The organism is Planotetraspora phitsanulokensis, from assembly GCF_016863295.1.
In the GTDB taxonomy this organism is placed as follows: domain Bacteria; phylum Actinomycetota; class Actinomycetes; order Streptosporangiales; family Streptosporangiaceae; genus Planotetraspora; species Planotetraspora phitsanulokensis.
The window spans coordinates 245,052-263,234 of sequence record NZ_BOOP01000001.1 but is presented as its reverse complement, the minus strand read 5'-3'; the positions used below and the strand labels follow the sequence as shown (position 1 = coordinate 263,234).

Genomic DNA, 18,183 nt, shown 5'->3' with positions numbered 1-18,183 from the left:
ATATGCCGTCGTGGCGCTCGCACTCGGCCTGCTCGGCGGCGGTTACGCCGTGGCCGCGCCGGGAGGCGGCAGCGCGGACGCGGCGATCGCGTCGGGCAAGGCCGACGACGTGGCGCAGGGCAAGAGCCTGTTCGTGGCCCATTGCGCCAGCTGCCACGGCCTGAACGCCGAGGGCAGCGCCAAGGCTCCCACCCTGGTGGGCGTGGGCGCGGCCGCCGTGGACTTCCAGGTCAGCACCGGCCGCATGCCGGCCGCGGACGCGGGCCCGCAGGCGCCCCGCAAGCCTCTCGGCGAGTGGGCCACCCCGCAGGCGATCAGCGACCTCGCGGCGTACGTCCAGTCGCTGGGCGGAGGACCGACCCGGCCCGCGGCCGAGCAGGTCGATCCCGCCAAGGGCGATCCGGCGAAGGGCGGTGAGCTGTTCCGGGCGAACTGCATCCAGTGTCACAACTTCGTCGGCGCGGGCGGCGCGCTGACCTACGGCAAGTACGCTCCCCCGCTGAACCCGGCCACGCCGACCCAGATCTACGAGGCGATGGCAACGGGTCCGCAGGCGATGCCGGTCTTCAACGACTCGACGATCACCCCCGACCAGAAGCGGGACATGATCGCCTACATCACCCACGTGCGGTCGCAGGTCGACCCGGGAGGCTCCGGTCTCGGCCGGATCGGGCCCGTGACCGAAGGCCTTGTGGCGTGGATCGTGGGTCTCAGCCTTCTCATCCTGGCCTCCATCTGGATCACGGCGAAGAAGCGACGGACGCACGCATGACAGACAACATCAACGATCAGCCTGAGGGCCGCGTGCCTGCGCGCGTCATCGGCACCCCGCCCTCCAACGGCCCCATCCTCGGGGACGAGATCGTCCACGAGGAGAAGGGCGTACCCGGAGTCATTCCCGCCGACCCGGCCGTCGCCAAGCGGGCGGAGCGGATCGTCGCGCTGCTGTTCACGATCACCTTCCTGGCGGGCGCGGCGTTCATCGCGTCCTACGTGATCTTCCAGGTCGGCACGATCGACAGGACGGCCGCCTCCAACTACGCGCTGGGCAGCTCGCTCAGCATCGCGCTGCTCTCGCTGGCGGCCGGCATCGTGGTGTGGGTCCGCCAGATCATGCCGAAGTACAACCTCGTGCAGGAGCGCCACCCGATGGCCTCCGACGCCGACACCAAGGAGTACGTCGAGGAGACGTTCCTCCAGGGTGCGAACGAGAGCGGCTTCGTCAAGCACAAGCTGCTGCGCCGGACGCTGCTGCTGGCCGCCGCGCCGCTGGGGCTTGCCCCGCTGGTGCTGCTCAAGGACATGGGCCCGCTGCCCGGCACGGCGCTGCGGCACACGGTGTGGGGCGTCCCGACCAAGGACGGCAAGCCACGCCGCCTCGTGGTCGAGGGCACGGGCCAACCGATCCGCGCGGCCGACTTCAACTCTCCCGGCGGCATCCTCTCGGTGATCCCCGAGGGCTACGAGGAGGATCTGAACGCGCTGGCCAAGGCCACGCTGATCCTGCTCAAGTTCCGCCCGGACGAGATCAAGTCCGGCACCAACCTGAACTGGACGCACGACGGCATCGTCGCGTACTCCAAGATCTGCACCCACGTGGGCTGCCCGGCCGCGCTCTACGAGCAGACGACGCACCACATCCTCTGCCCGTGCCACCAGTCGACGTTCGACGCGGCCGACGGCGCGAAGGTCATCTTCGGTCCCGCGGCCCGGCCGCTGCCTCAGCTGCCCATCGCGATCGACAGCGAGGGCTACCTCGTCGCCAAGTCCGACTTCAACGTCCCCGTCGGCCCCAGCTTCTGGGAGCGCGGCGACGCCGAGGCGGAAGCAAGGGAGCAGAAGGCGTGATGGACACCACTCCCAAGGCCATCGCAGGAGTCTCCACCTTCCTCGACGACCGCATCGGGCCGGGCAACTTCCTCAAGCGCAACCTGCGGAAGATCTTCCCGGACCACTGGTCGTTCCTGCTGGGCGAGATCGCGCTCTACTCGTTCATCATCCTGCTGCTGACCGGCACGTTCCTGACGTTCTGGTTCAAGCCGAGCATGGGCGAAGTCGTGTACTCCGGCTCCTACCAGCCTCTGGTGGGCGTCAAGATGTCCGAGGCCTACGCCTCGGCGCTGAACATCAGCTTCGACGTCCGCGGCGGCCTGCTGATCCGGCAGATCCACCACTGGGCGGCGTTGCTGTTCATCGCGGGCATGATGGTCCACATGCTGCGGGTGTTCTTCACCGGCGCGTACCGCAAGCCGCGTGAGCTGAACTGGCTCATCGGCGTGGGCCTGCTCACGCTGGCGCTGCTGGAGGGCCTGACCGGCTACTCCCTCCCCGACGACCTGCTCTCCGGCGCCGGCCTGCGGATCACCGAGGGCGTCATGCTGGGCATCCCGGTGGTCGGCACCTACCTCACGTTCCTGCTGTTCGGGGGCGAGTACCCCGGGCACGACGTGATCTCGCGGTTCTTCACGATCCACATCCTGCTGATCCCGGGCATCCTCCTGGCGCTCATCTCGGCCCACCTGGTTCTCATGTGGGTGCAGAAGCACACGCAGATGCCGGGCACCGGCCGCACCGAGAAGAACGTCGTCGGCGCGCCCTTCTACCCGACCTTCATGGCCAAGGCGGGCGCGTTCACCCTGTTCACGTTCGGTGTCATCGCGCTGCTGGGAACCTTCGCCCAGATCAACCCGATCTGGCTGTTCGGTCCCTACACGCCGGCGGACATCTCGGCGGGCAGCCAGCCCGACTTCTACATGGGATTCCTGGAGGGCTCGCTGCGGTTGATGCCCGCCTGGGAGATCAACTTCCTGGATCACACGGTGTCGCTGAGCGTGCTGATCCCGGCCCTGGTGCCGCTGGGCATCGTCATGACCGGCCTGGCGCTGTATCCGTTCATCGAGCAGTGGGTCACGGGCGACCGGCGGGAGCACCACACCGCCGACCGTCCCCGCAACAACCCGCACCGCACCGCGATCGGCTTCAGCGGTATCGCGTTCTACGGCGTGTTGTGGCTGCTCGGAGCCAACGACGAGATCTCGGCCAACTTCCACATCAGCCTGTACGAGACGACGATCTTCGGGCGCTTCGCGATCTTCCTGGTCCCGGCGATCGCCTACGTCGTCGCGTACCGGATCTGCATCGGCCTCCAGCGCAAGGACGCCGAGGTGCTGTCCCACGGCGTGGAGTCGGGCGTCATCAAGCGCCTGCCCCACGGTGAGTACATCGAGGTCCACACCCCGGCGGCGCAGGACATCGCCGACCACATCCGGGGCAAGGCGGAGATCCCGATCATCGAGAGCGGCGTCGACGGCGAGGGCATCCCGCCGAAGGGGGCCCGCACGGCTCTCGGGCGCCTGCGCGCGAAGGCCAGTGAGGCGTACGGCACGGACCACGTCCCCCTCGAGGAGGGACACGGCCACGACGAGCACGCCGCCATCGGTGCCGGAGACCACTCCGACGGTCACCGGGACGGGCACTGAGAACAGGGGCGGCCGGCACGGTCGCCCGCACGTGAAACGGCCCGGGTGGGATCCCCCACCCGGGCCGTTTCACGTTCCGCGCACCGGCGGCCGTCCTACGTGAGCGGGCCCGTCATGTCGGCCCGCAGGCGGCTCCACTTGAGCCAGTCCTTCCAGGACTCCTGCCAGTGGCCCCAGCCGTTGGTCGCCTCCAGTTTCCGCGGCGTGCCCTCGACGATGACGGGGTCGCCGATCAGGGTGTTCTCCTTGAACCACTTCGCGTTCGAGGGGCTGACGTTGATGCAGCCGTGGCTGACGTTGGAGTTGCCCTGGTCCCCCACCGACCACGGCGCCCCGTGGACGTACTCCCCGCTGTTGGAGATCCGCACGGTGTCGTACACGGTGGTCTGGTAGTAGCCGGACTGCCCGGGGCCGGCGTCGGGCGAGGTCATGACGGTCACGTCCTCGCGGGACATCGCCAGGTGGATGCCGCTGGTCGTGTAGTGCCGCATGACGCCGCCCATGCCCGCGCTGATCGGGAAGTTCTTGATCTGCGTGCCGTCACGGTCGATCTTCATGTGGTGGGTCTGGGTGTTCGCGACGCTGATCTGGGACCGCCCGATCGTGAAGTCGCGGGTGTAGTCCTGCTTGCCGTACATGCCGTCGGCGCCCTTGACGCCCTTGAGATTGGCGACGAAGCGCACCTTGGTGTGAGGCGGCCAGTAGTTCTTGGGCCGGAAGACGACGTTCTTGTCGTCGAACCAGTGCCAGGCCCCCTCGACGGGGTTGGACGCCTGGACGGAGAGGTTGCGCTCGACCGAGACCCTGTCCTTCACGGGCTTGTCGAACGTGATCATGATCGGCATGCCCACGCCCACCGTGAGGCCGGTGTCCTTGTTGGGGAGCAGCGTGTCGATGCCGAACGACGTGGTCGCCTTGGCCGTGGAGAACGTGTTGGTCTTCTCGACGGTTCCGCCGTCGGGTCCCGCCGCAACAGCCGTGACGCTGTAGGAGAGCCCAGGAGCCATCGGGCGCTCGCTGCGCCACTGGGTCCTGTCGGCGCTGTAAACGCCCGCCACAGGCTGCCCTCCGGCCCTTACGGTGACGTTCTTCAACGTTCCGACCGTGGTGCCCACCATGATGGGCGTCTCCGTGGACAGCCCCTGCCCGCCGTTGAGCGGAGTGATGCTGATCGCCGTCTTCGGCGTGGACGACGAGCCGTCCTCAACCGCGGCGGAACAGCCGGTCGCCATGAGTAGGGCCAGCGCCCCTGCACCAGCGCGCACGTCGATCTCCCCCCGGCCGTGATCAGTTTCCCGGGGTTATTCCCTGAGCACGTTCAGGGCCTGTACCGGGCCGTCCTGATTCCCGGCAAAAAAGACGTCGCGGCCGGTCGACGCAGAGGTCGACCGGCCGCGACGTGAGGCCTCACCGAGTCAGTGGGAGAAGTTGCCCCGGTAGTACTGGAACACGAAACCGATGGTGCTCATGATCGTGGCGAACAGCCCGATGAAGAACAGCCACCAGCCGATCGCGAAGCCGAAGAACGTCAGCGCGGCCGAGAGGCACACGAACAGCGGCCACCAGCTGTGCGGGCTGAAGAAGCCCAGCTCGCCGGCGCCGTCGCTGATTTCGGCCTCCTTGTTGTCCTCCGGCTGGTCGCCGATGCGGCGTGCCGTGAACAGCAGGTAGTACCCGATCATGAACGCGAGCCCGACGGAGATCGCCATGGCCGTGGTGCCGGTCGGCTCCTTGGACCAGAACCAGTACACGACGTCGGCGGCGGCGAAGAAGACGCCGCAGAGCAGGAACATCCAGCCCTGGATCTTCATCGGACATCCTCCAGCTCAGGCTTGTTCGCCGCGAGGTGCGGGTACTTGAGGTCGAACGCGGGACGCTCGGACCTGATCCGCGGCAGCGACGTGAAGTTGTGCCGCGGCGGCGGGCACGAGGTGGCCCATTCCAGCGAGCCGCCGAAGCCCCACGGGTCGTCGACCATGACCTTGGGCGCCTTCTTCCAGGTCCGCCACACGTTGTAGAGGAACGGCAGCGTGGAGGCGCCGAGCAGGAACGCGCCCACCGAGGAGATCATGTTCAGGTCGGTGAAGCCGTCGGCCGCCGAGTAGTCGGCGTACCGACGCGGGAAGCCGATGACGCCCAGCCAGTGCTGCACCAGGAACGTCAGGTGGAAGCCGAAGAACAGCGTCCAGAAGTGGAACTTGCCCAGCTTGTCGTCGAGCATCTTGCCGGTGAACTTGGGCCACCAGAAGTAGAAGCCCGAGAACATCGCGAACACGACGGTGCCGAAGACCACGTAGTGGAAGTGGGCGACGACGAAGTAGCTGTCGCTGATCTGGAAGTCCAGCGGCGGCGAGGCCAGGATGACGCCGGTCAGGCCACCGAACAGGAAGGTCACCAGGAAGCCGACGGCGAACAGCATCGGCGTGTGGAAGACCAGATGGCCTCGCCACATCGTGCCGATCCAGTTGAAGAACTTCACGCCGGTGGGCACCGCGATGAGGAACGTCATGAACGAGAAGAACGGGAGCAGCACCTGACCGGTGACGAACATGTGGTGCGCCCAGACCGTCACGGACAGACCGGCGATCGCGATGGTCGCGCCGACCAGGCCGATGTAGCCGAAGACGGGCTTACGGCTGAAGACCGGCAGGACCTCGGTGATGATGCCGAAGAACGGCAACGCGATGATGTACACCTCGGGGTGGCCGAAGAACCAGAACAGGTGCTGCCACAACATCGGGCCGCCTGTCGGCGAGTCGAAGATGTGGGCGCCCAGCTTGCGGTCGGCCTCCAGCGCGAGCAGCGCGGCGGCGAGGACCGGGAAGGCCAGCAGCACCAGGATGCTGGTGAGCAGGATGTTCCAGGTGAAGATCGGCATCCGGAACATCGTCATGCCGGGAGCCCGCATGGTGATGATCGTCGTGATGAAGTTGACCGCGCCGAGGATCGTGCCGAGACCGGACAGCGCCAGTCCGAGGACCCACAGGTCGCCGCCGAGGCCGGGCGAGGTCACCGCGTTCGACAGCGGCGCGTACGCCGTCCAGCCGAAGGCCGCGGCGCCGCCCGGGGTGAAGAAGCCGCTCACCGCGATCGTGCTGCCGAACAGGTAGAGCCAGTAGCTCACCATGTTCAGCCGCGGGAAGGCCACGTCGGGCGCGCCGATCTGCAGCGGCATGAGCTCGTTGGCGAAGCCCGCGAACAGCGGCGTCGCGAACATCAGCAGCATGATCGTGCCGTGCATCGTGAACAGCTGGTTGAACTGCTCGTTCGACACGAACTGCAGGCCCGGCTGGGCGAGCTCGGCCCGCATGACCAGCGCCATGACGCCGCCGATCAGGAAGAACACGAACGATGTGATCAGGTAGAGGTGCCCGATCACCTTGTGGTCGGTCGAGGACAGCCACTTGGCGACGACCGTGCCCTTGGTGTACGGCCTCGCGGCGACGCGAACCGGTTCCTGAATGGCGGTCACTGCGCACTCCCCGCCTGGGTCTTGATGTACTGGGCGAATTCGGCCTGCGGCACGAGCTTCACGGAGAACAGCATCCTGCTGTGATCGACACCGCAGAGCTCGGCGCATCGGCCGAAGAAGACGCCCGTCCGGTTGAGCGTCGTGATCTCGAACTTGTTGTGCACGTTCCCCGGGAACACGTCCTGCTTGAACAGGAAGGCCGGCACCCAGAAGGAGTGGATGACGTCCGGGGAGTGCAGGTCGAACTGGATCTTGGTGTCGACCGGCAGCACGAGCTGGGGACCCTGCGGGGTCTGCAGGCTCTGCTTGCTCAGGTCGACGGGCACGCCGGCGGTGACCGCCTTCTGGCCCTGGAAGTCTGTGGTGAAGCGCCAGCTCCACTGATAACCCTCGACGGCCACCTTGACCGGCGCGTCGCCGTCGACCTTCATGATCGCGGTCTCGTCACGCGCGGTGAAGAAGAAGAAGACCGCCACCATGATCACCGGTACGACGGTGTAGAGGATCTCGATCGGCAGGTTGTACCGCACCTGCGGGGGAAGCTGGTCGACCGAGTTCTTCTTCTTACGATGGAACGCCGCCGCCCACAGGATCAACGCCCAGACGACGACGCCGGTGGCGAGTGCCGCGATCCAGGCTCCGTTCCAGAGCGTCTGGATGATGGTCGACTGCTTGGTGACGCCTTCCGGCATCCCTCCGCGGCTCCACTGGTCAACGGCATCGCTGCTGCACGCAGTAGCGGTCGCCAGCAGCAGCGCCGCGGCGACGCCGCCGGTCAACCGGCGGCGGGCCAACTGTCGCCGTGTCGTACGGCGGGTCGGACTCACGGATCGCCTACCCCACAAATGAAGCCCAAGAGTCCTTCTCCTGGGCGGTTTTTCACATTTTGCGCTCTCGGGACGACCGGCACTGTCCTGTCGCCGGTCCCCCCTTTACTTGGTCACTTCACGCTGGGGGACACATTAGCGCGGACCGGCCATGCCCCTCCGAGCAGCCCCCGTTAGTGTCCTAACCGTGGCCTATCTGGACGCGGCTTCCACCGAACCCCTGCACCCGGCGGCCCGTGAGGCGCTGATGACCGCCCTGGACTCCGGCTGGGCGGACCCCGCCCGCCTGTACGGCACGGCCCGCCGGGCCCAGATGTTACTGGATCAGGCGCGGGCAGAGGTGGCCGAGATCGTCGGGGCGCGGGCCGACGAGGTCTCCTTCACGTCGTCGGGGACGCAGGCCGTGCATCTCGGGGTCCTCGGAACCCTGCGGGGACGCCGCCGGGCGGGGCGGCGGCTGGTGGTGAACGCCGTCGAGCACTCGAGCGTGCTCAACGCCGCCGCGGTGCACGAACACGACGACGGAGAGGTGGAGACCGTCGGCGTGGACCGGAGCGGGCGCGCGGACGCCGCCGCCTTCGCCGAGGCCGTCTCCCGGCCGGGGACGGCACTGGCCTGTCTCCAGACCGCCAACCACGAGGTGGGCACCCTCCAGCCGGTCGAGGAGGTGGCCGCCGCGTGCGCCGCCGCGGACGTGCCGCTCCTGGTGGACGCCGCGCAGTCGGCGGGCCGCCTCCCGATCCCCGGCGGCTGGTCGGTGCTGACGGCCAGCGCGCACAAGTGGGGAGGCCCGGCGGGCGTCGGGGTGCTGGCCGTCCGCAAGGGCACGCGCTGGCGCTCGCCGTACCCGGAGGACGAGCGGGAGCGCCGCCGGGTGCCCGGGTTCGAGAACGTCCCCGCGATCGTCGCAGCCGCCGCCGCGCTGCGCGCCAGGGCCGCCGAGGAGGCCGCGGAGGGCCCCCGCCTGTCGGCGCTGGTGGACAGGATCCGCCGCGAGGTCCCCCGCCTCGTGCCCGACGTGGAGGTCATCGGCGACCCGGTGGCCCGGCTGCCGCACATCGTGACGTTCTCCTGCCTCTACGTGGAGGGTGAGGCGCTCCTGACAGAACTGGACAAGGCCGGGTTCGCCATCTCGTCCGGAAGTTCGTGTACGGCGAGTACGCTTCGCCCATCGCATGTTCTGGAGGCGATGGGAGTGCTTACACACGGGAACGTCCGGGTATCGCTGCCCCGTGGCGTGTCCGAGGGCGACGTCGATCGCTTTCTCGCCGTGCTTCCGGACATCGTGCGGCGGATTCGGGCGAGCTTGGGGGTTCACTGATGTGGCGCAGGCGGTCGAACGGCGGCGGATCCGCCGCCGAGACCCGTGAGGCCCCCGAGGCCCCGGAGACGCGTCAGACGCAGACGGAGCCCCCGTCGGACCTGATGATCGACGCGCTGGGCCGCAAGTGCCCCATCCCGATCATCATGCTCGCCGAGCAGATCAACGTCGTGCCGCTCGGCGGGGTGGTCGCCGTGCACGCCGACGATCCCGCCGCGTTCACCGACATCCCCGCCTGGTGCCGTCTCAAGTCGCACGCGCACGTGGCCACCTATGACCTGCCGCGGGGCGGCTGGTCGATCCACGTCCGCCGCAACTACTGACCCCGGCCCGTCGCCGGGCACGCCGGAGGGGCCGATCGGGCGCGACTGTGCCCGGGCCGGGCATGCCGGAGCAGCCGATCGAGAGCGGCTCCCAGGATGCGGGCAGCACGCCCCGACCGGCGTTCCTCCGACTGCAGGTCGGCTGTGGGTGTCAGGCGTAGTGGCAGCGGGCGTGGGCGGCGACCTCGTCCGCCGCGGCCTGGCCGTACGCGGCCGCGAAGCGCTCGACGAAGACCTTCTGGCCGAGCTCGTACTCCTGGCCGCCGACCCGCTCGAGGACGTGGGTGGCCGTCAGGTTGCCGACCTGGCCGCAGCGCTCCAGCGACAGCCCCCAGGCGAGCGCGGACAGGAATCCCGCGCGGAACGCGTCGCCGACGCCCGTGGGGTCGGCCTTGCCCAGCTCGGGGGCCGGTGAGATGTGCAGGGACGGCTCGCCCTTGCGGTCGATCCTGACGCCCTTGGGGCCGAGGGTGGTGACGCGGACGCCGACCCGGTCGAGGATCTCCTCGTTCGACCAGCCGGTCTTCTGGATGATCAGCCCGAGCTCGTAGTCGTTGCTGAACAGATAGGCCGCGCCGTCGACCAGCCGGCGGATCTCCTCACCGGGCATCCGCGCGAGCTGTTGCGACGGGTCGGCCGCGAAGGCGATCCCTCGGGTGCGCGCCTCGTCGGTGTGCCGGAGCATGGCGTCGGGGTCGTTGGGGCCCACCAGGACCAGGTCGAGCTCGCCGACGCGCTCGGCGATCGGGCCGAGCTCGATCTCCCGGGCCTCGGCCATCGCGCCGGTGTAGAACGACGCGATCTGGTTGTGGTCCTCGTCGGTGGTGCAAAGGAACCGGGCCGTGTGGTGCACCTCTGAGATGTGCACGGAATCACAGTCGACGCCGTGCCGCTCGAGCCATGACCGGTAGTCGGCGAAGTCGGTGCCCACGGCGCCCACGAGGACGGGCGTCAGGCCGAGGCAGCCCATCCCGAAAGAGATGTTGGCGGCGCAACCGCCTCGTCGGATCTGCAACTCGTCCACGAGGAACGACAGCGAAACCCGGTCGAGCTGCTCTGCGATGAGCTGGTCGCCGAAACGACCGGGGAAAGTCATCAGATGGTCGGTAGCGATCGAGCCGGTTATGGCGATGCGCACGGGGTCGTTCTCCTCGTTGTCAGCATCTGGGGATAGGTGGCAATCTTGCCGAACCTGTCGAGCGTACCCTGTCGACACGACGACGGCCCCGTACGGGAATCCGTACGAGGCCGGTCACACGGGTTCAGGTGTGCTCTGCCGAGCCCCTGTCGCCCCTGTAAGTCGTCTGGTCGTCCAGGCGGTGCGCTTAGCTGAACGAGTCGCCGCAGGCGCAGGAGCCCGTCGCGTTGGGGTTGTCGATCGTGAAGCCCTGCTTCTCGATCGTGTCGACGAAGTCCACCGTCGCGCCGACGAGGTACGGCGCGCTCATGCGGTCGGTGACGACGCCCACGCCGCCGAAGTCCGAGACGACGTCTCCATCCATGGAGCGGTCGTCGAAGAAGAGCTGGTAGCGAAGGCCGGAACAGCCGCCCGGCTGGACCGCGACGCGCAGCTGCAGCCCCTCTTCGCCCTGCTGCTCCAGCAGGCTCTTGACCTTGGCGGCGGCCGCGTCAGTCAGGAGGAGGCCCTGCTGCGTCGTCTCGCTGCTCTCAATCGTCATGTGCTGACTCCCGCGTCTGCGCCAACCGCCCACCCGGAGCGGTCGATTGATTCCGACGTCCTACTTAGACGCTACCAACACCCGCCGATCGATACACATTCCTGCCCGCGCCCCCGAGTTCCCGGAGGCCCCCGTCCGCCCCCTTTCCACCACCCCGGGCGGGGGCTGCCGGACGCGTGTGCAATGCTTAGTCGTCAGTTCGACGATAAGTCCCCGAAGGGGGTGTTGTCCGTGACGATCGCTGAGACCGGACTTCCGCTGTTCGTCCTGGGCCAGGGCACCGACCCGCACAGCGAGCGTGGCGTGGACTGCCCGGGAGATCTCCCGCCCGCCTCCGACCCGGCTCTGGTCGAGCGTGCCCGCGCGGCCAGGGAACGGCTCGGCGACCGCGTGTTCGTGCTGGGGCACCACTACCAGCGCGACGAGGTCATCCAGTTCGCGGACGTGACCGGAGACTCCTTCAAACTGGCCCGTGACGCCGCGGCGCGGCCCGGCGCCGAGTACATCGTGTTCTGCGGCGTGCACTTCATGGCCGAGTCGGCCGACATCCTGACCGGAGACGACCAGAAGGTCGTCCTCCCCGACCTGGCCGCCGGCTGTTCGATGGCCGACATGGCGACCTTCACCCAGGTCGAGGACTGCTGGGACGCGCTGGAGGACGCCGGGATCGCCGAGCGGGTGGTCCCGATCACCTACATGAACTCCAGCGCGGACATCAAGGCCTTCTGCGGGCGCCACGGGGGTGCCGTGTGCACCTCCTCCAACGCCAGGCGGGCGCTGGAATGGGCCTTCGAGCAGGGCGAGAAGGTCCTGTTCCTGCCCGACCAGCATCTCGGGCGCAACACCGCGGTGCTGGAGATGGGGCTGTCCCTGGACGACTGTGTGGTCTACAACCCGCACCGGCCGAACGGCGGGCTCACCCGGGAACAGCTCGAGAACGCCAAGATGATCCTGTGGAAGGGACACTGCTCGGTCCACGGCAGGTTCACGGCCGACTGCGTCGACGAGGTGCGCGGCCGCATTCCTGGCGTCAACGTCCTCGTGCATCCCGAATGCCGCCACGAGGTCGTGACGAAGGCCGACTACGTGGGCTCGACCGAGTACATCATCCGGACCCTGCAGGAGGCCCCCGCCGGGTCCGCGTGGGCCGTGGGCACCGAGCTGAACCTGGTCAAGCGCCTCGGCCAGATGTTCCCGGACAAGACGGTCACCTTCCTCGACCGGACCGTGTGCTACTGCTCGACCATGAACCGGATCGACCTGCCTCACCTGGTCTGGGCGCTCGAGTCGCTGGCCGCCGGTGAGGTCGTCAACCAGATCACCGTCGATCCCGACACCACACATTGGGCGAAGGTGGCGCTCGACCGGATGCTCGCCCTTCCGTAGCGAGCGGCACGCCTCGCCGTACGGGACCTCCGTACGGCGGGGCGGCTCACAGGCCCGGGGCGCCCCAGACGGGGAACCAGCGGGACAGGTCGGACTCGATCTTGAGCTCGCCTGCCAGGACCCCGCGAACCTGCAGTTCCAGGGCGTTGTCGCGCTGTGTGCCCCGCGTGGGGGCGAAGGGGTAGAACGTGCCCTGCTTGTAGAGGTACACGATCGCGAGCGTGCGGCCCGACGGGTCGGAGAACGTCACGATCGAGCACAGGAGCGACGGCCCGAAGCCCGCGGCCTCCAGCGACGAGTTGACGCCGTGCAGGTCGGTGACGAGGGCGGGCACGTCGGGGTTGCGCACCAGGAGCCAGGTGTAGCCGTAGGAGTCCTGGGACACCTCGACCTTGCCCAGCAGGGCCTCGACGTCCTTCTCCACCTGCGCGAACGCGCCGCCCTCCGCGGCCCGGAACGCCACGGAGCCGGCGCCTGTGGGCGTGAAGCCCATGGCGGCCTGCAGTGACACGGCCGCCGACGGCAGCGCGAACAGGGCGTCGAGATCCGGCTGGGCGGGCTTGGAACGTCCGAGCAGCGTGTCGAGCCAGCCCATCAGCGGCCCAGAGCGGCGGAGATCTGCGCCAGCTGGTCCAGCCGTCGCTCCAGCGGCGGATGGGTGGAGAACAGTGCGGCGACGCTCTGGCCGGACAGCGCGGGGGTGAAGTAGAACGCGTTGAAAGGCTGGGCCTCGCGCAGGTCCCGCGTGGGGATGCGGGCGATCTCCCCGCTGACCTTCACCAGGGCGCTCGCGAGTGCCGACGGCCGCTGCGTGAGGTAGGCCCCCGCCCGGTCGGCGGCGAGCTCGCGGTACCGGGACAGGGCCCGCGTCAGCAGGAAGCTCACGGCGTAGACGAGCCCGGAAACGAGCAGGATGATCAGGCCGATGGGCGGCCCGTTGTTGCTGTCCCGGCGACCCCCGAGGCCGGTGAGGAGCGCGAACCGCGTCATGAGCCCGGCGACGATCCCGAGGAACGAGGCGATCGTCATCACCGCGACGTCCCGGTGGGCGACGTGGGACATCTCGTGGGCGAGGACGCCCTCGAGCTCGTTGGCGTCCAGCCGGCGCAGGATCCCCGTGGTCACGCAGACGACCGCGTTCTTCTGGTTCCGCCCGGTGGCGAAGGCGTTGGGCATGTCCGAGTCGGCGATCGCCACCCGGGGCTTCGGCATGTCGGCCATCGCCGTGAGCCGGTCGATGATGCCGTGGAGCTCGGGCGCCTCCTGCGGGGAGACCTCCCGTCCGTGCATCGCGAACAACGCGATCTTGTCCGAGAAGAAGTACTGCACGAGCAGGAGGCCCGCGGCGATCACCAGGACCGCGACGGCCTGCACACCCAGCGAGATCAAGACGGCCATGAAGATCACGTAGAGCAGGCCGAGCAGGAACATCGTCACGGTCATCCGCACGGACAGACCGCGATCGGGCGCGAATCTGGTGCGAGCCATCAGCCAGGGATGAGCCCGGTGTCCCCGAGCATCTCCCGCACCTCCTCGATCGAAGCGTCGGCGGGAGGAAGGATCAGCTCCGACGGCTCGAGCGAGTCGTCGGGAAGGGCCTTGCCCACCTGGCGGACCTTCTCCAGCAGCGCGTGCAGCTTGGTGCGGAAGACGTCCTCGTCATCGGACTCGATGGCCGCCTCGAGCTCCACGTCCAGGGTGTTCAGGACGTCGATGTCGGCCGCGCCGATCTCGACCTGCCCCTCACCCATGATGCGAACGATCACAGTCCCTCCCCCTGGCGGTACTGCTGGGTGGGCTGCTGCGCCGGCTGCCCGGTCTGGCCGGGCTGGCCCGCCTCGATGGCGCTCTTCGGCGCCGGGCCCTGGCCCAGCTCGGCCTTCATCTTGGCGATCTCGAGCTCCACGTCCGAGCCGCCGCCCATACGGTCGAGCTCGGCCTGGATGTCGTCGCGCTGGCCGGTGAAGTCGTCGAGGGCGCCGCTGGCGAGCAGCTCATCGATCGCGCCCGCGCGCGCCTGCATCTGGGCCGTCTTGTCCTCGGCGCGCTGGATCGCCAGGCCGACGTCGCCCATCTCCTCGGAGATGCCGGAGAACGCCTCGTTGATCCGCGTCTGCGCCTCGGCGGCCGTGTAGGTGGCCTTGATGGTCTCCTTCTTCGTGCGGAAGGAGTCCACCTTGGTCTGCAGCCGCTGGCTGGCGAGGGTGAGCTTCTCCTCCTCGCCCTGGAGGTTGCCGTACTGGATGCGAAGATCGGCGATCTGCGTGTTCACGCCGTTGCGGCGGCTGAGCGCCTCGCGCGCCAGGTCCTCGCGACCGGCCGACAGGGCCTGCCGGCCCTGGTTCTCCAGCTTGGAGGCCTGACCCTCAAGCTGGTTGATCTGCAGCTCCACCCGCTTGCGGCTGGTGGCCACGTCCGCCACGCCCCGGCGCACCTTCTGGAGCAACTCCAGCTGCCGCTGGTAGGAATAGTCAAGGGTTTCCCGAGGATCTTCCATCTTGTCCAAAGCCTTGTTGGCCTTGGACTTGAAGATCATGGAAAGTCTCTTCATCACGCTCATGCGCGTCGGCCGTCCCCTTCTCAAGGTTGTGCGTGGGTGACCCCAGCCGTTCCAGCCATCCGATAAGCGGTTCAACCGCCTGGGTTCACCCTACGCATAACGCGCGAGGGCGTCACTAAGTTGCACTCCCGGTAGGCTGGGCGGCGTGTTCCGACGCCGTATCCAGATGCCTACGGACGACTCCCCCGTCCCTGTAGCTGATCCTAAACCCCACGCGACTCCGGGCAAGGGGCGTCCCACCCCCAAGCGGAGCGAGTCACAGGGGCGCCGCCGCATGCCCATGACGGCTCCCTCCAACCGCAAGGAGGCCTACCGCCTCCAGCGCGACCGCGACAAGACGGCACGCCTGCGCGAGCGCGAGGGCCGACTGCGCGGCGAGGAGCGGTACCTCCAGCCCCGTGACCGCGGTCCGGTGCGGAAGTTCGCCCGGGACTGGGTCGACTCGCGACGGGTCCCCTGGGCGTACGCCCTGCCGGCGATCCTCGCCCTGCTGATCCTCACGGTGATCCCGTTCCCCACGGAGATCAGGGCGTTCTTCTTCTACATCTACAACTACTCGGTGCCCGTGATGGTGCTTCTGCTGCCGCTGTCGTACTTCATGGCGCTGCGGGTCAAGAAGGCGGCTGCCGAGAAGTTCCCCGGCGAGAACCTCAAGGGCATCGGCTTCTATGCCGCGATGCGCGCGCTGCAGATGCGCCCGCTGCGCTACCCGAAGCCCACCGTCCGTCCCGGGGGCGCTCCCGTTCCCCCCAAGGTCTGATTCCGTACGGCGGAGCACGCACTTTCCGCCGCGGCTCACCTGCCACGGCCTGCTCGATCACGACGACGGCGCCGGAGGCCTCCACGGCCACCGGCGCCGTCGTCGTTCGTTCGTCGCATGCGGAGCGAACCGGACCAGATGCGCCCTGACGCCTCTGTTCACCGCAAGACCGGCGTCCACCCACGAATCACATCGGACCGGCCGGGTTCCGTCGTCCCGAACCCCCGGCCGGGCCAAGGTGCGGCCAAGTTCCGCTCCGCCCTGGCGTTTCACGATGATCTTCGATGTCTCCGCCGCTACGCTCCGGGATTTGCCGTCGGGTCGCTGGGGGGCGAATCGATCTCGACAAGGGGCGGAATCAATTGGACACCAGCAGGCGGAAGTTCTTCGGGCTCGCGACGGCCGTCGCCGTGGCGGGCGTCACGGCACCCGCGTCGGCCGCGAACGCCGGGCAGGCCGTCGGAGTCCCCGGGACGCCGGTCCCCTCCGGGTCGCCGGAGCCTTCGGGAGCTCCCGAGACGACCGCGGAGCCCGTGGCGGGCGAGGCCAGGCCGGGCGCGGGAGGCGGGCAGGCCCCGAGCCTCGCGGGAGCGGACCGGCCGGTGACGGCGACGCTGACGCCGTTCGCCGACCCCCTCTACGTCCCTGCCCTGATCAGGCCGGCGGGCGAGGAGCTGATGATCGAGATGCGCGCCGTGGCCAGGCGCCTGCACTCGCAGCTCCCGCCGACCCGGCTGTGGACCTATGAGGGCAGCTTCCCCGGCCCGACGATCGAGGTGCGCCGCGAGCAGCGGCTGCGGGTCGCCTGGGCCAACCGGATCGAGAACGAGACCGTCCCGGTGACGGCGGTGCAGGTGTACGCCGAGGTCGGCAAGCCCACGCTGCCGAACACGCTGCCCGGGGCCGGCGGCGCCGTGCCCCGGGACGACGTCGCGGGGATCCCGCCCTGGCTGGTCGTCCACCTCCACGGCGCGATCACCGGGGGCGGCCAGGACGGCTGGTCGGAGAACGGGCACCTGGCGGGCGAGGTGCAGTACTCGGAGTACCTGAACAAGCAGCCCTCCGCGGCCCTGTGGTACCACGACCACGCGATGCACACCTCCACCTGGACCCTGTTCGCCGGCCTGTTCGGCATGTACTGGATCAGGGACGAGGAGGAGGACGCGCTCAACCTGCCGAAGGGCGACCACGAGCTGCCCCTCGTCCTGTGCGACCGGAACTTCGAGACCGACTCCGACGGCCTGCTCACCGGCCGGCTCCTGCACAAGGTGACGTTCAGGAACGAGATCCAGCCGATCACGCGGCCGTTCGAGGGGCCGTTCACGCTGGTGAACGGGGTGATCTGGCCCTACCTGGACGTCGAGCCCCGCTGGTACCGCTTCCGCGTGCTCAACGCGTCCAACTCGAGGACGTTCCGGCTCGCGCTGATAGACGAGACGACCGGCAAACCCGTCACCGGCGCGGTCAAGCAGATCGGCACCGACGGCGGGCTGTTGCACGCTCCCGTGCCGATCGAGCCGTTCCTGTCACTCGCCTCGGGCGAGCGCGCCGACCTGCTGATCGACTTCAGCGCGCACCAGGGCAAGCGCCTCCGCCTGGTCAACACCCTCGCCGGAACGACGCCCGGCGAACCCGCGGCGGGCATCCCGTACCCGCAGGTCATGCAGTTCCGCGTCGGACGGCCGGCCGCCGGGCGCCACCGCGAGCAGGAGGGGGCACGCGGCGGCGACACGTTCACCCTGCCGCGTGTCGTCTCCCCCGCCTTCGTGCGGACCACCCACGACAGCCTCCCGGTGAACCGGACGCACCGGGTCGTGCTCACCAAGGTCGGCGGGGGCAAGCACTCCGAGATGTGGGAGATGGAGAAGGTGCGCCCCGACTCCGTCGATCTCGGGACCGACGGGATCGTCCAGCTCAAGACCGCCGACGGCAACGTCCTCACCTACCGGCGCATCGCCAACGGGCCGGACGACGTCGTCAACTATTTCGCGATGGAGGGCGCCTGGGAGCTCTGGACGTTCATCAACGCCACCGACTTCCCGCACCCGATGCACATCCACCTGATGCGCTTCCAAGCCCTTTCTCGGGATATTTACGACATCAGTGGATTCGACGCGACGCTGGGAGGCACGACCAAGCCCATCGCGTACAAGCAGGCCGGGGTGCTCGAGGAAGGCGAGAAGGGGCTCAAGGACGTCATTCAGGTGGGCGTGAACGAGGTCGTCACCATCGCCGGCCGGTTCGAGGGGGCCACCGGGCGCTTCGCGTACCACTGCCACCTGCTGGAGCACCAGGACGAGGGCATGATGCGCCCGCTCGTGGTCTATCCGCACGCGGTGATGGCGATGCGCGGGAGCCACGGGCACATGTGACGGC

At 68.6% G+C, this 18,183-nt stretch carries 18 protein-coding genes; 8 read left to right on the top strand and 10 right to left on the bottom strand.

The window, feature by feature from the left end:
* Window positions 1-10: 10 nt before the first annotated feature.
* From qcrC to qcrB, 3 genes are read left to right on the top strand one after another with little or no spacing between them, the layout of a single operon-like run.
* Complete coding sequence (gene qcrC / locus Pph01_RS01240; RefSeq protein WP_425570016.1) at window positions 11-772, top strand: cytochrome bc1 complex diheme cytochrome c subunit; 762 nt, start codon at window positions 11-13, stop codon at window positions 770-772.
* The gene (gene qcrA / locus Pph01_RS01235; RefSeq protein ID WP_204071003.1) at window positions 769-1,848 is read left to right on the top strand and encodes a cytochrome bc1 complex Rieske iron-sulfur subunit; all 1,080 of its coding nucleotides are present in this window, start codon (window positions 769-771) and stop codon (window positions 1,846-1,848) included. Before qcrC ends, qcrA begins: the two co-directional genes overlap by 4 nt.
* Window positions 1,848-3,479 (top strand): cytochrome bc1 complex cytochrome b subunit, encoded by a 1,632-nt coding sequence (gene qcrB / locus Pph01_RS01230; protein WP_204071279.1) that lies wholly within the window; start codon window positions 1,848-1,850, stop codon window positions 3,477-3,479. Before qcrA ends, qcrB begins: the two co-directional genes overlap by 1 nt.
* A 95-nt stretch (window positions 3,480-3,574) precedes the next feature.
* Here qcrB and Pph01_RS01225 read toward each other — a convergent pair whose 3' ends face one another.
* The 4 genes from Pph01_RS01225 to ctaC form a co-directional block, all read right to left on the bottom strand.
* A complete protein-coding gene (locus Pph01_RS01225) occupies window positions 3,575-4,744 on the bottom strand; it encodes a L,D-transpeptidase (RefSeq protein ID WP_239116334.1) in 1,170 nt (389 codons plus the stop codon).
* A 150-nt stretch (window positions 4,745-4,894) separates the two neighbouring features.
* Entirely contained in the window at window positions 4,895-5,290 is a 396-nt protein-coding gene (locus Pph01_RS01220; RefSeq protein WP_203880676.1) for a cytochrome c oxidase subunit 4, read from the bottom strand.
* Window positions 5,287-6,942, bottom strand: a complete 1,656-nt coding sequence (ctaD, locus tag Pph01_RS01215) for an aa3-type cytochrome oxidase subunit I (RefSeq protein WP_373315618.1) — start codon at window positions 6,940-6,942, stop codon at window positions 5,287-5,289. Before ctaD ends, Pph01_RS01220 begins: the two co-directional genes overlap by 4 nt.
* A gap of 5 nt (window positions 6,943-6,947) precedes the next feature.
* Entirely contained in the window at window positions 6,948-7,778 is an 831-nt protein-coding gene (ctaC, locus tag Pph01_RS01210) for an aa3-type cytochrome oxidase subunit II (RefSeq protein WP_204071001.1), read from the bottom strand.
* Between the two features lie 187 nt (window positions 7,779-7,965).
* Here ctaC and Pph01_RS01205 point away from each other — a divergent pair, with 187 nt between their 5' ends.
* Complete coding sequence (locus Pph01_RS01205; protein ID WP_239116332.1) at window positions 7,966-9,099, top strand: cysteine desulfurase family protein; 1,134 nt, start codon at window positions 7,966-7,968, stop codon at window positions 9,097-9,099.
* Window positions 9,100-9,203: 104 nt separating this feature from the next.
* Window positions 9,204-9,422 carry a sulfurtransferase TusA family protein gene (locus Pph01_RS01200; RefSeq protein ID WP_239116380.1) on the top strand — a complete coding sequence of 73 codons (219 nt, stop codon included), beginning with the start codon at window positions 9,204-9,206 and terminating at the stop codon, window positions 9,420-9,422.
* Window positions 9,423-9,573: 151 nt separating this feature from the next.
* On the opposite strand, the gene Pph01_RS01195 is transcribed toward Pph01_RS01200, so the two are convergent.
* On the bottom strand, window positions 9,574-10,560 hold the full coding sequence (locus Pph01_RS01195) for a carbohydrate kinase family protein (RefSeq protein ID WP_204070998.1): 987 nt from the start codon (window positions 10,558-10,560) through the stop codon (window positions 9,574-9,576).
* Between the two features lie 187 nt (window positions 10,561-10,747).
* Window positions 10,748-11,101: an iron-sulfur cluster insertion protein ErpA gene (gene erpA / locus Pph01_RS01190; RefSeq protein WP_204070997.1), complete on the bottom strand. Its 354-nt coding sequence runs from the start codon at window positions 11,099-11,101 to the stop codon at window positions 10,748-10,750.
* A gap of 231 nt (window positions 11,102-11,332) precedes the next feature.
* Here erpA and nadA point away from each other — a divergent pair, with 231 nt between their 5' ends.
* On the top strand, window positions 11,333-12,487 hold the full coding sequence (gene nadA / locus Pph01_RS01185) for a quinolinate synthase NadA (protein ID WP_373315609.1): 1,155 nt from the start codon (window positions 11,333-11,335) through the stop codon (window positions 12,485-12,487).
* 46 nt (window positions 12,488-12,533) lie between these two features.
* Here the strand turns inward: nadA and pspAB are convergent, their stop codons facing one another.
* From pspAB to Pph01_RS01165, 4 genes are read right to left on the bottom strand one after another with little or no spacing between them, the layout of a single operon-like run.
* Window positions 12,534-13,082: a PspA-associated protein PspAB gene (pspAB, locus tag Pph01_RS01180; protein WP_204070995.1), complete on the bottom strand. Its 549-nt coding sequence runs from the start codon at window positions 13,080-13,082 to the stop codon at window positions 12,534-12,536.
* The gene (htpX, locus tag Pph01_RS01175; protein ID WP_204070994.1) at window positions 13,082-13,975 is read right to left on the bottom strand and encodes a zinc metalloprotease HtpX; all 894 of its coding nucleotides are present in this window, start codon (window positions 13,973-13,975) and stop codon (window positions 13,082-13,084) included. Before htpX ends, pspAB begins: the two co-directional genes overlap by 1 nt.
* Window positions 13,975-14,253 carry a PspA-associated protein PspAA gene (pspAA, locus tag Pph01_RS01170; protein WP_204070993.1) on the bottom strand — a complete coding sequence of 93 codons (279 nt, stop codon included), beginning with the start codon at window positions 14,251-14,253 and terminating at the stop codon, window positions 13,975-13,977. The genes htpX and pspAA overlap by 1 nt, the downstream gene beginning before the upstream one ends.
* Complete coding sequence (locus tag Pph01_RS01165; RefSeq protein WP_204070992.1) at window positions 14,250-15,047, bottom strand: PspA/IM30 family protein; 798 nt, start codon at window positions 15,045-15,047, stop codon at window positions 14,250-14,252. The genes pspAA and Pph01_RS01165 overlap by 4 nt, the downstream gene beginning before the upstream one ends.
* 166 nt (window positions 15,048-15,213) lie before the next feature.
* On the opposite strand from Pph01_RS01165, the gene Pph01_RS01160 reads away from it, so the two are divergent.
* Together Pph01_RS01160 and Pph01_RS01155 are read left to right on the top strand one after the other, a co-directional pair.
* Window positions 15,214-15,807: a DUF3043 domain-containing protein gene (locus Pph01_RS01160; RefSeq protein WP_204071277.1), complete on the top strand. Its 594-nt coding sequence runs from the start codon at window positions 15,214-15,216 to the stop codon at window positions 15,805-15,807.
* A gap of 362 nt (window positions 15,808-16,169) precedes the next feature.
* Window positions 16,170-18,179 carry a multicopper oxidase family protein gene (locus tag Pph01_RS01155; RefSeq protein WP_204070991.1) on the top strand — a complete coding sequence of 670 codons (2,010 nt, stop codon included), beginning with the start codon at window positions 16,170-16,172 and terminating at the stop codon, window positions 18,177-18,179.
* Window positions 18,180-18,183: the final 4 nt, after the last annotated feature.